Source organism: Corynebacterium sp. HMSC034E11 (assembly GCF_001835905.1).
GTDB lineage: Bacteria > Actinomycetota > Actinomycetes > Mycobacteriales > Mycobacteriaceae > Corynebacterium > Corynebacterium coyleae.
Genome location: NZ_KV826384.1, coordinates 25,572 through 37,730 on the forward strand (window position 1 = coordinate 25,572; position 12,159 = coordinate 37,730).

The 12,159-nt window shown below is 61.9% G+C and carries 15 protein-coding genes; 5 read left to right on the top strand and 10 right to left on the bottom strand.

Going from position 1 to position 12,159, the window contains the following annotated elements; all coding sequences use genetic code 11:
- Nucleotides 1–12: 12 nt before the first annotated feature.
- From HMPREF2690_RS01500 to HMPREF2690_RS01515, 4 genes are all read right to left on the bottom strand, one after another.
- Complete coding sequence (locus HMPREF2690_RS01500; protein ID WP_070819979.1) at nucleotides 13–810, bottom strand: hypothetical protein; 798 nt, start codon at nucleotides 808–810, stop codon at nucleotides 13–15.
- Nucleotides 811–1,043: 233 nt separating this feature from the next.
- The gene (pepT, locus tag HMPREF2690_RS01505) at nucleotides 1,044–2,273 is read right to left on the bottom strand and encodes a peptidase T (RefSeq protein WP_070819980.1); all 1,230 of its coding nucleotides are present in this window, start codon (nucleotides 2,271–2,273) and stop codon (nucleotides 1,044–1,046) included.
- A gap of 17 nt (nucleotides 2,274–2,290) precedes the next feature.
- Nucleotides 2,291–2,734: a DUF2871 domain-containing protein gene (locus HMPREF2690_RS01510; RefSeq protein ID WP_070819981.1), complete on the bottom strand. Its 444-nt coding sequence runs from the start codon at nucleotides 2,732–2,734 to the stop codon at nucleotides 2,291–2,293.
- Nucleotides 2,735–2,821: 87 nt separating this feature from the next.
- Nucleotides 2,822–3,007, bottom strand: a complete 186-nt coding sequence (locus HMPREF2690_RS01515) for a hypothetical protein (protein ID WP_141761168.1) — start codon at nucleotides 3,005–3,007, stop codon at nucleotides 2,822–2,824.
- A 114-nt stretch (nucleotides 3,008–3,121) separates the two neighbouring features.
- Between HMPREF2690_RS01515 and HMPREF2690_RS01520 the strand changes: the two genes are divergently transcribed.
- Nucleotides 3,122–4,624, top strand: a complete 1,503-nt coding sequence (locus HMPREF2690_RS01520; RefSeq protein ID WP_070772289.1) for an SLC13 family permease — start codon at nucleotides 3,122–3,124, stop codon at nucleotides 4,622–4,624.
- A gap of 10 nt (nucleotides 4,625–4,634) precedes the next feature.
- Here the strand turns inward: HMPREF2690_RS01520 and HMPREF2690_RS01525 are convergent, their stop codons facing one another.
- Nucleotides 4,635–5,030 (bottom strand): hypothetical protein, encoded by a 396-nt coding sequence (locus HMPREF2690_RS01525; RefSeq protein ID WP_070819982.1) that lies wholly within the window; start codon nucleotides 5,028–5,030, stop codon nucleotides 4,635–4,637.
- 27 nt (nucleotides 5,031–5,057) lie between these two features.
- On the opposite strand from HMPREF2690_RS01525, the gene HMPREF2690_RS01530 reads away from it, so the two are divergent.
- Complete coding sequence (locus HMPREF2690_RS01530; RefSeq protein ID WP_070819983.1) at nucleotides 5,058–6,164, top strand: YihY/virulence factor BrkB family protein; 1,107 nt, start codon at nucleotides 5,058–5,060, stop codon at nucleotides 6,162–6,164.
- 9 nt (nucleotides 6,165–6,173) lie between these two features.
- On the opposite strand, the gene HMPREF2690_RS01535 is transcribed toward HMPREF2690_RS01530, so the two are convergent.
- On the bottom strand, nucleotides 6,174–7,805 hold the full coding sequence (locus tag HMPREF2690_RS01535; protein ID WP_070819984.1) for a peptide chain release factor 3: 1,632 nt from the start codon (nucleotides 7,803–7,805) through the stop codon (nucleotides 6,174–6,176).
- Nucleotides 7,806–7,852: 47 nt separating this feature from the next.
- Between HMPREF2690_RS01535 and HMPREF2690_RS01540 the strand changes: the two genes are divergently transcribed.
- Entirely contained in the window at nucleotides 7,853–8,392 is a 540-nt protein-coding gene (locus HMPREF2690_RS01540; protein ID WP_070421246.1) for an NADPH-dependent FMN reductase, read from the top strand.
- Here HMPREF2690_RS01540 and pth (HMPREF2690_RS01545) read toward each other — a convergent pair.
- Nucleotides 8,376–8,888 carry an aminoacyl-tRNA hydrolase gene (gene pth, locus HMPREF2690_RS01545; RefSeq protein WP_371325997.1) on the bottom strand — a complete coding sequence of 171 codons (513 nt, stop codon included), beginning with the start codon at nucleotides 8,886–8,888 and terminating at the stop codon, nucleotides 8,376–8,378. The genes HMPREF2690_RS01540 and pth (HMPREF2690_RS01545) overlap by 17 nt on opposite strands.
- A 16-nt stretch (nucleotides 8,889–8,904) precedes the next feature.
- On the opposite strand from pth (HMPREF2690_RS01545), the gene HMPREF2690_RS01550 reads away from it, so the two are divergent.
- Both HMPREF2690_RS01550 and HMPREF2690_RS01555 read left to right on the top strand, forming a co-directional pair.
- Nucleotides 8,905–9,789 (top strand): NAD(P)H-dependent flavin oxidoreductase, encoded by an 885-nt coding sequence (locus HMPREF2690_RS01550; protein ID WP_070819986.1) that lies wholly within the window; start codon nucleotides 8,905–8,907, stop codon nucleotides 9,787–9,789.
- Between the two features lie 23 nt (nucleotides 9,790–9,812).
- Nucleotides 9,813–10,142 carry a hypothetical protein gene (locus tag HMPREF2690_RS01555; protein ID WP_070819987.1) on the top strand — a complete coding sequence of 110 codons (330 nt, stop codon included), beginning with the start codon at nucleotides 9,813–9,815 and terminating at the stop codon, nucleotides 10,140–10,142.
- Here the strand turns inward: HMPREF2690_RS01555 and HMPREF2690_RS01560 are convergent.
- From HMPREF2690_RS01560 to pth (HMPREF2690_RS01570), 3 genes are read right to left on the bottom strand one after another with little or no spacing between them, the layout of a single operon-like run.
- Complete coding sequence (locus HMPREF2690_RS01560; protein WP_246819490.1) at nucleotides 10,139–10,699, bottom strand: DUF6891 domain-containing protein; 561 nt, start codon at nucleotides 10,697–10,699, stop codon at nucleotides 10,139–10,141. The two genes, HMPREF2690_RS01555 and HMPREF2690_RS01560, sit on opposite strands and share 4 nt — an antisense overlap.
- Before the next feature lie 10 nt (nucleotides 10,700–10,709).
- Nucleotides 10,710–11,510, bottom strand: coding sequence for a fumarylacetoacetate hydrolase family protein (locus HMPREF2690_RS01565; protein ID WP_070819989.1), 801 nt, complete (start codon nucleotides 11,508–11,510; stop codon nucleotides 10,710–10,712).
- Nucleotides 11,511–11,514: 4 nt separating this feature from the next.
- Nucleotides 11,515–12,060, bottom strand: a complete 546-nt coding sequence (gene pth / locus HMPREF2690_RS01570) for an aminoacyl-tRNA hydrolase (RefSeq protein ID WP_246819491.1) — start codon at nucleotides 12,058–12,060, stop codon at nucleotides 11,515–11,517.
- Nucleotides 12,061–12,159 lie beyond the last annotated feature (99 nt).

The window sequence follows — 12,159 nt, forward strand, 5'->3', positions numbered from 1 at the left end:
ATGATCTAACGCCTAGGCTGCCTGCTCCTGCCACCAGTCCAAAAGCCTCTCAATTGTTTGGAGGAGCGCGTGGTCGGGGCCGACCGCCTCGACGGAGGGCAGCCTCGATGCACGGAATTGCGGGCCGAGGTTGGCAAACGGGCTCACGGGATGGGTTGCGGTTTTTGAGGAATCGATTGCCGCAAAGATCTCGTCGAGTTTGCGCTCGACGATCCTGCGTTGCCTCCGGTTGAACGCCTCCGGCGCGAACGGGTTGATGCCGGTGAAGCTCTTGCTGACAAGGCAGTTATCGCGCGGGTCGTACACAAAAACGGCGACTGGGAACGACTCGTCGGACTTCAGGTTCGGTGTGAACTCGATACAAAAGGCGCTGTACCAGGCGTTGTCTTGCGAGTCGCCGAGCATCATCACCGTCGCAGCCGTGAGATCTTCCGCAGGGAAGACGCGAGGCGCCGTGAGCGCGAACGCGGGATCCTGCGGTGGCACGATACTGACCGTGTAGTCGTCGTGAGCGACCATGATGCGCTGGACTTCGGCCATGACGTTGGCCATCTCCTCCACGCCATACCAATCGGGCGCGCGTGGGTTGTCCGGTTGGAGCAACGCACAGTCAATCTCGTGGGTGTCCGGGTCGTGGATGAGTATTGCGACGCGGAGGCCGTTTTCGATGATGTAGTCGTCGTCAATGTGCCAGCGGATGTCGTCGTCGAAACTGTAGTCGTCCTCGTCGTAGTCGTACATGGTGACAAGGTCATCGACTTCCTCGTCGTAAGAATCGAGGTAGTAAAGCTCGTAGGCACGAAAAGCCATAATTATCCCCCCTGGGTGTCGGGCGGAAGCCCCCATTTTGCTTCCGCGTATCGACGAGCCTAAACCACAACCGGCCCCAACACCAGAGCCGGGATGCACAATATATTGTGCATCTCGTAGGGAACCGAGCAACGCAGCAGTAATTGTGGCCGAAAACGCCACACGCGCGAGGAACTTGACACTGAGCTCATGCACAAGACGAGCACCAGCATCAAGCGTGCTTAGTGAGCCGGTTACTCGCCACGCATCAGGGCGAGGGTGAGTTCATAGCAGCGCTCGAGGGAAGACACCGGCAGAAACTCGTAGATCGAGTGGAAGTTGTGCGCGCCGGTGAAATAGTTCGGGGTGTAGACACCCTGGTTGGACAGCCATGACCCATCGGTGCCGCCACGCATATCGATCTCCTTAATCTCGATGCCGAGGCGGCGCATCGTAGCGTGCAGTCGCTCGGAGCCGACGGAATTTTCGGGGGTCTTCGCGTCGGAGATGTTCGCGTAGACATCTTCGATGTCGCAGGTGATGGTGGCGCGGGGGTTTGCTGCGGCAAGGTCGCTGGCAAGCGCGCGTAGACGCTGCTTCTTTTCCTCGTAGCCTTCGCGGTCATGATCGCGGATGCTCAACTGCATGGTGCAGGTGGACTGGTTGCCGTCGATACCGTTGAGCCAGATAAAGCCCTCACGTCCCTCGGTGTGCTCGGGCGTTTCCTGCGCGTCGAGCTGGTTGGCAAACTCCATTGCCAGTGTGATCGGGTTGACCAGGTTGCCCTTCGCGTTCATCGGGTGGGCGCTGACGCCGGCGATGGTGATGGTGGCGGTGGCGGCGTTGAACGTGGTCTCTACAACCTCGCCGAGCTCGCCGCCGTCGACGGTGTAGGCGTAATCGACGGGGAAGCGGTCAAAATCGATCGTGCGTACACCGCGCAGGCCGATCTCCTCGTCCGGCACGAACGCGATGTAAATGTCGCCGTGTGGGGTCTGACCGCCGAGCTCGGTGACCGCCTCCATGATCGCGGTCACGCCGGCCTTGTCGTCGGCGCCAAGCACGCTCGTGCCGTCCGTGTGGACGATCGGCTGGCCCTCGTACGCTGCAAGTTCCGGGTGGTCGGCGGCGCGCAGCCAGAGGTCGCGCTCGGCGTTGAGGCAAATATCCCCGCCTTCGTAATGGGTTAGCTGCGGATTGACCGTGGGGGAGAGGTTTACATCCACCGTGTCCAGGTGGGAGCAGAAGCCGATCGCGGGGCCGTCGCCGGTGCCGGAGATCTTCGCGGTGACCACGCACGTGTCGGACAGGTGGACGTCGGTGGCCCCGGCGGTGGAGAGCTCGTCGACAAGCAAACGCGCAAACGTCCATTGGCTTTCGGTGGACGGGACTGTAGTGGCGCGAGCGTCGGATTGGCTTTCCGTGCGGACGTAGCGGAAGAAGCGGTCAGTAAGGCGTTGCTGGATCGGCGTGAGAGTGTTCATGCCGCGAGGGTAGCGCGTTAGTTTGCCAGCGCTGCCTCAGAGGTTCGGGTAGGGCTATCGATGGCGCGACCCAGCAGCACCACGAAGATGACCAACGCGATGGTGAGCATGATGTGGCCCAAACCTGCGATGCCAGAGATCGCCGCGCCCGACTCCTTGCCCAGCACTGTCATCGAGCCGTGCAGGATCAGCATGGACACGGTGGTGAGCAAACCCGCGTTGTAGAGCCAGAAGAAGATATTGAAAAGCTTCTTATTGCGCGAGAAGGTGAAGACCTTTTCTAGGGCGAGGAAGATGAGGAACATCATGAAGCCCAGGGCCAAAAGGTGGGTGTGGGTAACGCTGAGCTGGGTGAACTGGCCTTCTGGGAAGTTGTTGGCGCGGGTGAACTCGCGGTAGAACACGCCCGAGATCAGGCCGAAGGCGAGGTAGAAGATTGCGGCTCTGTAGAGGGCCTTCATGGGAAAAACTCCTTTTAGCAACAAAGTGTTGTGAACATTATCTACGTTTGTACCAGAAAGCTCGGTCCTGCGAACCGGGTGTGCCGTTTAAACGATGATGGAGATTGCGTTGATGACCGAATCCCATAACGCCACGACAGAATGGCTCAGATCGTTTAGCGACGCTTGCCACGACGCAGGCAACCAGGCGTCAGCGGCGCCGTTGCCGAGCGCATTGCGGAAATCTTGTGCACCATGATGGATGTTGTACGTCAACAGTGAACTCAAGCCCATGATGGCCATGCTACGCGCCCGTATGCAGGGCAAACAGTACACGCGTCACATTTTGAAGGCCGATTTGGTGAGACTAATGTTTATGCAGGAACAACTACATCAAGGAGGAATACCGTGACTACGGCAGTCGCCCCCGCAGACAGCCCCGAACAGCAAGCCTCACACAAACTCAACACCGGAAAAACGATCGCGTTTTTCCTCGCTTTTGTCGCGTTGGCGGCGGTGATCCTGACCCCGATCGCAGGGCTTGCAATGCCCGCAAAAATCGCACTCGGCATGCTTGCCTTTGCCGTGATCATGTGGGTCTCGGAAGCAGTGTCCTACCCGGTCAGTGCGGTCATGATCGTCGGGCTGATCGCAATCATGCTCACGTTCGCCGTGGACCCCGAAACAGGCGAAGCGATCGGTGCCTCCAAGGGCCTGAGCATCGCCATGAGCGGCTTCTCGTCATCGGCGGTGGCGCTTGTTGCTGCGGCACTTGCGCTGGCAACCGCCATGCAGGCAACCGGCCTGCACCGTCGCCTCGCGCTGTATGTGCTGAAGTTCGCCGGCGAGAAAGTTTCCAACATTGTCATCGGAGCGATTGTTATCTCGATCATCCTGGCGTTCTTTGTCCCGTCCGCAACCGCACGCGCCGGCGCCGTCGTGCCGATTCTCATGGGCATGGTGGCCGCCTTCGGTCTGGCCAAGGAATCCAAGCTCGCCGCGCTGCTCGTGATTACGGCAACCCAGGCGGTGTCCATCTGGAACGTCGGCATCAAGACCGCTGCGGCGCAAAACCTCGTGGCTGTCGGCTTCATCGAAGACCAAATGGGCCAGACCGTCTCCTGGGGCCAGTGGTTCATCTGGGCCGCACCGTGGTCGATCCTGATGTCCATCGCCCTGTACTTCATCATGCGTGCCGCCATTAAGCCTGAGGTGGAGTCGATCGATGGGGGACGTGAGCTCGTCGAAAAGCAGCTCGCGGAAATGGGACCCATGACCGGCGCTGAGAAGCGCCTCACCGCCATCGCAATGTTGCTGCTGTTCTTCTGGGCCACCGAAGGCGTGCTGCACCCGATTTCCTCCGCAACCATCACCATCGTCGCCGTCGGCTTCATGCTTATGCCGGTCATCGGCGTCATGGACTGGAAGTACGCCCAGCAGCAGATCAACTGGGGCACCCTCGTCGTGTTCGCCGCCGGCATCTCCCTGGGCAAGTTCCTGCTGGACACTGGCGCTGCAACCTGGCTGTCTGAGGCAACCTTCGGCGCTATCGGCCTATCTTCCATGCCGATCCTCGCCGCAATCGCCCTGGTGTCGCTGTTTAACATCCTGATCCACCTGGGCTTCGCCTCCGCGACCTCGCTTGCCTCCGCGCTGATCCCTGTGTTCATCGCGTTGGCGGCAACCTTGGACGTGCCCAACGGCGGCATCGGGTTCGTGATCATCCAGCAGTTCGTCATCTGCTTCGGCTTCCTGCTGCCGGTCTCCGCACCGCAAAACATGCTGGCCTACGGCACCGGCGCGTTTACCTCCAAGCAGTTCCTGCGCACCGGTATTCCGCTGACCATCGTGGCCTACCTGCTCATCCTGCTGCTGTCCGCCACCTACTGGAACTGGATCGGACTGGTTTAGTTACGCCGTATTACTCCAGGATAAGGCCCAGGTGCAGCGTCGAAAGTTCGTGCTCGCCTGGGCCTTTTGCTAACCCCGCAAACTCGGCGGCGGTCTCACGTGTGACGGGGATGATCCAGCCGTACTTCGGATCCAGCACAGGCTCGGACCTGCGGTCTACCGGCACGAACGTGACGGAGCGTTCGTTGGGGGAGGTGAGTTGCACGGCGTCGTCGATACGCGAAAGCTCCTCGAGTGCCCTCGCTGAGGTGGTCACGATGATGATCTTCTCGTTGGTATCGGGCGCAAGCCGCGCCGTGTGCACCTGCAGCGTATCGACGACCACCGGCACCACCCGCCCCGGCAACTCCACCAGCCGAGGCTGGTTCAACCCGAAAAGTTCACGCGCGCGGTCGATGATTCCCATGACAAGGGAGTGTATAAGGTGACCAGTATGTCTGAATCGCACCGCGTCGACATGGTGATGTCGTACGGCACCGGCGACCTCGTCGTCACACCCCACGACTACGAAACACCCCTACGTCGCGGCAACCGCCTCACACGCGCCGGATGGAAATCCATCTTCCGCCGCGTGGTCACAGACTTTTCCAACGACGCCATGGTGGACCGTGCCGCCACCCTGACCTACTACACCCTGCTGTCGGTCGCGCCGATGCTGCTCGCCGCATACTCCATCTTCAGCCTGCTCATGCCGCGTGGCGACGACATGGCCGACTCGATCATCGCCGACCTCGTCGCCCAATACGTACCGGAGCAACTGCAAGCAGAAGCACTGCGTCTCCTGACAGTCATCGTGGCCACCCCAGCAGAAAGCACCATCGCCCTGGCAGTGTCAGTGGTGATTTCGCTCCTGTCAGCATCCGCGTACGTGCGATCCTTCTCCCGCAACGCCAACCTCATCTACGGACGCACCGAAGGCCGCCCACTCGTCGTGACATGGGTAACCATGTGGCTTGTCACGGTCGTTTTGGTCATTGGCGCATTGGTGATCGTGCTTGGGGCCCTGCTGACCGACTCAATCGTCAACGCCGTATTCGAACCCATCGCGCGACCCCTTCGACTTGAGGATGAACTGCACTACCTCACCGCAATCTTCCTCCCCGTCTGGGACTACCTGCGCACCCCCGTCATCGCAGTGGTCTCAATCGCGCTCGTCTCCGTGCTCTACTACTTCGCCCCCAACGTCAAACCCGGCAAATTCCGCCTGCTCACCCTCGGATCCGCAAGCGCGCTCCTCGTCATCGGTGCGCTATGGATCGGGTTTTCCTGGTACCTCAAACTCGTCGGCATACGCAGCACCTACGGCGCATTCGGCACCGTCCTGGCGGTACTCGCCCTGATCTGGTTGATGAACATCGTGCTGCTCGAAGGCGTAAAAATCGACGCCGAAGTCCTACGCGCCAAAGAACTCCAACACGGCATGGACTCACGCCGCCACATCCAGGCACCACCACGCTCCAACAGTGGGGCGGCGTGGCGGCTGCAGACCCGCCGGTGGACCGACCGCATCGCCGACGACATCCTGGACCAGCGCGAATAACCGGCGCGACTAGTCGGCGATGAGCGGCTCGATCGTCAGATCCGGGTGCTCCTTCTCCACGAAGGCGAGCTTCCACTTGTCGCCGAACAGCGCGATGAGCTCGCCGTCGGTGCGGGTGAAAATTTCGACGCCGCGCTGGCGGCCCAGCTCTGGCGCGGACTCGGCGTCGGTGCGCCGGGCCACCGAGTAGGGGATCGGCTCGGTGACCGTTTCCACGTTGTACTCGTTTTCCATGCGAGCCTGCATGACCTCGAACTGCATGGGGCCGACGGCGGCCATGACTGGGGCAGCGTCGCCGCGCGTGTCGTTGCGCAAGATCTGCACGACGCCCTCGGCGTCCAACTGCTCGAGCGCCTTGCGGAACTGCTTGTACTTACCCAGCGACTTCGCGCGCAGCGTGCGGAAGTGCTCCGGTGCGAACTGTGGCATTGGTGGGAACTGGACCTTCTTGCCGGCGTAGATCGTGTCGCCCGGCGCCAGCGCGCCCGCGTTGACCAGGCCAATGATGTCGCCCGGGAACGCCGTTTCCACGGTGTCGCGGTTGCGGCCGAAGACGGTCAGGGCGTACTTCGTGGAAAAGCTGCGGCCCGACTGGGCGTGCGTGACCTGCATACCGCGATCGAACTCGCCGGAGACCACGCGCATAAACGCCAACGTATCGCGGTGGTTCTTATCCATGCCGGCCTGGACCTTGAACACCACGCCGGAGAAATCATCGCCGACTTCGCGCTCAGTATCCATCGCGGTCGTGGAGGCTTCCACCGCCTTCGGGTCAGAGGCGCGACCCTCCGGTGCCGGTGCGATTGCGCACAGCGTGTCCAGGATCTGGTGCACGCCGAAGTTCAGCATCGCGGAGGCGAAAATGATCGGGGAGGTGATGCACTGTTCGAAGAGCTGCTGGTCGTGGACGGCGCCGTCGGCAAGCAAAAGCTCCGCTTCCTCGAGGGCGGTGTCCCACACGTCGCCTTCCTTCGTAGCGGCTTCGTCGGCGGAGTAGTGCTCCTCCGGCGCGATGGTCGAGCCGCCGGCTGTGCGGGTGAAGTGCACGTACCCGTCGATCTCGCCATCGGAGGAGACGTGCGCGAGCCCGCGGAAGTCGCCCGCTTCGCCTACCGGCCAGTACAGAGGGGTGGGTTGGAGGTCGATTTCGGTAACGATTTCGTCGACAAGTTCAAGCGGCTCACGACCCACGCGGTCCCACTTGTTAATCACCGTGACAATCGGCAGACCGCGCGCCTTGCACACGCGAAACAGTTTCAGGGTTTGCGGCTCGAGGCCCTTCGCCGCGTCGATCAGCATCACCGCAGCGTCGACGGCGGAAAGCACACGGTAGGTGTCCTCCGAAAAGTCCGCGTGGCCCGGGGTGTCGACGAGGTTGACCACATACGGCTCGCCCTCGTGGCCCTCCGGCGCGTACTCGAACTGCAGCGCCGACGATGCGACGGAAATGCCGCGCTCCTTTTCCATCTCCATCCAGTCCGACACCGTCGACTTGCGGTTGCCCTTACCGTGCACCGCGCCAGCTTCCGAAATCACATGCGCATGCAGCGCCAGCGCCTCCGTCAACGTGGACTTACCCGCATCCGGGTGGGCGATAACAGCGAACGTGCGGCGGCGGGCGGCCTCGGAAACAGTGCTCATGGGGCGCTAGCTTATCGACGACCCACCCACCGAGTACAGTCGCGTACATGACAACAATTGGCGTAATTCTAGGATCCATCCGTCAAGGCCGCGTCGGCGAAGGTGTCGCCCACTGGGTACGCGACACCGGCAACGCCCGCGACAGCGTCGAGTACCGACTCCTCGACCTCGCAGAGTTCAACGTCCCGGCGCTCACCGCCGCCACCGTGCCGGGCGCCGCCAACAAACAATACGAGCACGACGCCGTCACCGCCTGGTCAAACGCCATCGACGCCTGCGACGGCTTCGTCTTCGTCACCCCCGAGTACAACCACTCCATCCCCGGCACCATGAAAAACGCCTTCGACTCACTCGCCTCCGAGTGGGCAGGCAAGCCGGTCGCGTTCGTCGGCTACAGCGGCACCGGCGCGATTCGTGCGATTGAGCACTGGCGTCAGATCGTCGCGAATTTCTCCATGTTTGATATCCGCAACCAGGTGGGCATCAACATCTTCGGCACCGACCTCGAGGAAGAAAAGGCCGCCAACACCGACGCGCTGGGCACCGTGCTTGCCGACCTAGAACAGGCAATTAGCGCGCGTGGATAACGTTCTGCGCCTTCGCTAACCCCTCGGCGACGATCAGGCGGGCGGCCTCCGCCGCGGTTGCGATGTCCTCGTCGCCGGAAACCTCACTGAGCACCCAATCAGGCACCGCCGTACCCGCTGGCGGGCGGCCAATACCAATGCGCACGCGGACGTAATCGCGCGTGCCCAAATGCTCCGTAATCGACTTCAGACCGTTATGGCCGTTTTCGTTCCCGCCCAACTTCACGCGGACTTTGCCGGCTGGGAGATCGAGCTCGTCGTGAAGCACAATGATCCGCTCCGGCGGGATGTTGAACTTCCGGACAAGGGGAGCGACCGCCTCACCCGACAGATTCATATACGTCTGCGGCTTGCAACGCGCCACACCGTCGATCTTCGGCAACTCGTCGAGCGCCAAAAAGCCCACATTGTGCTTCGTGCGCGCATACTCCGCACCCGGGTTACCCAGCCCCACAACCAGCCAATCGGCCTTGGGGCGCCTGAAAAAACCAAACACGTGCCACACTGTACCCATGGAATTTCCACGCGTGATCGCAGCACCCATGGCCGGTGGCCCATCCACGCCCGAACTGGTCAACGCGGTGTCCTTCGGCTTCATCGCGCTCGGCACCTGTAGCGCCTCGCAAGCCCGCTCGTGGCTCGCCGCGTGTGAGACGCCGTTCGGCGCGAACCTCTTCGTGCCCCAACCCGAGCCATTGCTTGACGACGTCCACCGCACCGCCCACCACCTCCAACAGGCAGTTCCGGCACTCGAATCCGACTACGCCGAAAAGTTCGCCGCCGTGCTGGAGGCCGCACCCGCCGTGGTGTCCTCGACGTTCGGCTGCTTCACCGAAACCGAGATCGCACAACTGCATGCGGTCGGCTCGGAAGCCTGGGCGACAGTAACCAACGAGGCCGAACTGCGCGAAGCCCAAGCCAGGGGAGTCGACGGCGTGATCATCCAGGGCCCACGCGCCGGTGGCCACCGCGGCACCTGGAGCCAACACGACGACCCTGACCAGCGCTCATTGCCGGAGTTGCTCGCAGATCTGCGGCCCCTCGCCACCGTTCCCGTGATCGCCGCCGGCGGCATCCGTGGACCCGAAGACGTGGCCGCGATCGACGTGCCCGTCGCCTGCGGCACCGCATTCCTCCTCGCCGACGAAGCCGGCACCAGCCAACACAACCGCGAACTCCTGCGCACCGACACACCCGCCGTGGTCTCCCGCGCCTTCTCCGGACGGTGGGCGAGCGGTGTGGAAACAGATTTCACGCGGGAAAATCCTGACCTGCCGCCGACCTACCCGTATTTACGGCCGATGACCAGGGATAACGACTACTGCCTCGTCGGCGCCGATCGGGGAGCATTGATGGCTGCACCGGCTGCCGAGATCGAGCGGATGCTAACGCCCTAGACAGCTGTTGCGATGAGAGAGGTATGAAGCTTTCCAAGATCGCAATTGCCACTGCAACGACCGGCGCGCTCGCACTGGGCGCGCTCGCCCCGGCAGCCAGCGCGGCACCGGCGGCTCCGGCCGCGACTGCCAACACTGACCGTGCCTACAGCGGCAGCGCCTGGGGGCTTTACAACTTCCTTGTCACCAACATCATCAACGGCGCCGACCAACTCAACGGCGGCGCGAACAAGAGCGGGACGGAGAAAGCTCCTGGGGTGATGCTGAGCTCCGCACCGTTTCTCCTTCTGCTGTTCCCGCTGCAGTTAATCGCAGAAGCAGAAGTTCGCCTGCTCGATCAGCTCGGCTTCTAATCCGCGAGCGGGAGCTCGACGACGAGCCCCTCACACGCCACACGCTCGGTAGGTTTGCCGCCCCACATCGGGGTCAGGCCAACACCGCGAAGCGCTTCCACGAGCGATTCGGCCGCCTCAACGGAGCTAAACCCGAAGTAGAGCTCGCCGGTGTGGATGACTCGATCCACGTCCTGGTTCGTGCAGTACACATAGCCGCTGCGGCCATCATTTTCTGCCTGTTCGGCGGCTTCCTCGGCGCAGTCGCTTTGAGTAAGCCCCTCGTCGAACGAGAACGCGAGGTTGCGCTCAGCCAGAGCGTCGCGGAGCGTATCGAGGCGCTGCGCGTCCTCGGAAGCTTTGGGGATGAGGTTGGTGTACTCGGCGCGGATGTCGTCGATAAGCACATCGAGCCCAGGGACCGGATCGCCGCCGTTATCGTCCTCAAAAAACGCCTCGATCTCGCCGGTACTCCACCCATGGCACAGCATCAGCGAGATGTCGCCCTCGCGTGACTGCGATTCGTAGAGGTTATCTGACGGCGGATACTTGCTGGTCAACATCGCGTGCTGGCTCATGGGCACGAGGCTAGCAAGAAATCACGCGGGTCGTGTTCTCGATCGCACCAAGGCCCTCGATCTCAACACGCACCGTGTCGCCATTTTTTAGGTAGCGCTTCGGATCACGCGCGTGGCCAACACCGTCCGGGGTGCCGGTGGCGATCACATCACCCGGTTCCAGCGGATACAGATGCGAGATGAACTCGATGAGTTTCGCGGGGGTGAACACGAGGTCGTCGGTACGCGAATGCTGCATCACCTCACCATTAACCGTCGTCGTAATCGCGGGACCCGGCTGCCACTGCGTATCCAGCCACGGGCCGAACCCCGCCGTCTTCTCCAACGACTTGCCCTGGTGCCACTGCTGCGTGCGCTTCTGATACGTGCGCTGCGTGTAGTCGTTGATCACGCTGTAGCCAGCAATGTAATCCGCACCGTTGGACACATGGCGCGCCCGCTTACCGACGACCACCGCCAACTCACCCTCAAAATCCAACGACTCCGCATTGAACTCCGGCACCTCAGCGTCGTCATACGGCCCAACGAGCGCCTCCGGGAACTTAATGAACAGCGTCGGCACATCCGGCTGCTCATGGCCCATCTCCGCGATGTGCTTCGCGTAATTTAGCCCCACGCAAATGATCTTGCCGGGGCGCGGAATCACCGGCGCCAAATCAGCGGGGGAGAAGGTAAACTCCTCGCCCTCCTCGAATTTTCCCGCGTGCAAAAGTGCGCCGACGTCGGGGGCGTTGAGTGTGACGGCGCGGGTGTCGTCGATAAGCCGTGCCGCGGTGGTGGTGTTTCCAGTCCTGATCGTTGCAAGTCTCATGCCGCTAGCCTAACGCGCGCAGAATCTCATCCGCCGCGTCCGCAGCCGCAATAGCGAGATCAACCTGTTCTTTTGCACTGAATGGTTTCAGCACATAATCCGCCGGCGCCATCCGTCCGGGCGGGCGACCGATGCCGACGGCGACCTTGTTGTACGGCTTGCTCAGCGCCTTGGTCACCGACTTCAGCCCGTTATGGCCGTGATCGCCGCCGCCGAGGCGGATCTTCACCTCGCCGAGGTCCAGATCGAGCTCGTCGTGAATCACATACACGTCTTCCGGCTTCACGCCGAAATAATCTGCGAGCGCCTTCACCGGCCCGCCCGAAACATTCATGAAACTGCGCGTGCGCGCAACGATCACACGGTCCTTGGCCAGGCGTCCCGCCGCCAACTCCGCCACCTCGGTGTTAGTGCGCTTGTGTGCCGACAAGGTTGCGGGCATCGGGGTGACGCGCTCCAAAAGCTCATTGACGACGACCACACCCGCGTTATGACGCGTATTTTCATACTGAGGGCCAGGATTCCCAAGACCAACGATCAGAACAGTCACGACGCACATAGTACTTCTCACCAGCGGATTGTGGAATTTGGTGTGGGAGTTATCCACATTTTTGTGGTGGGTCTTGTGCGGTGGTTTCTCGCTTCGTAG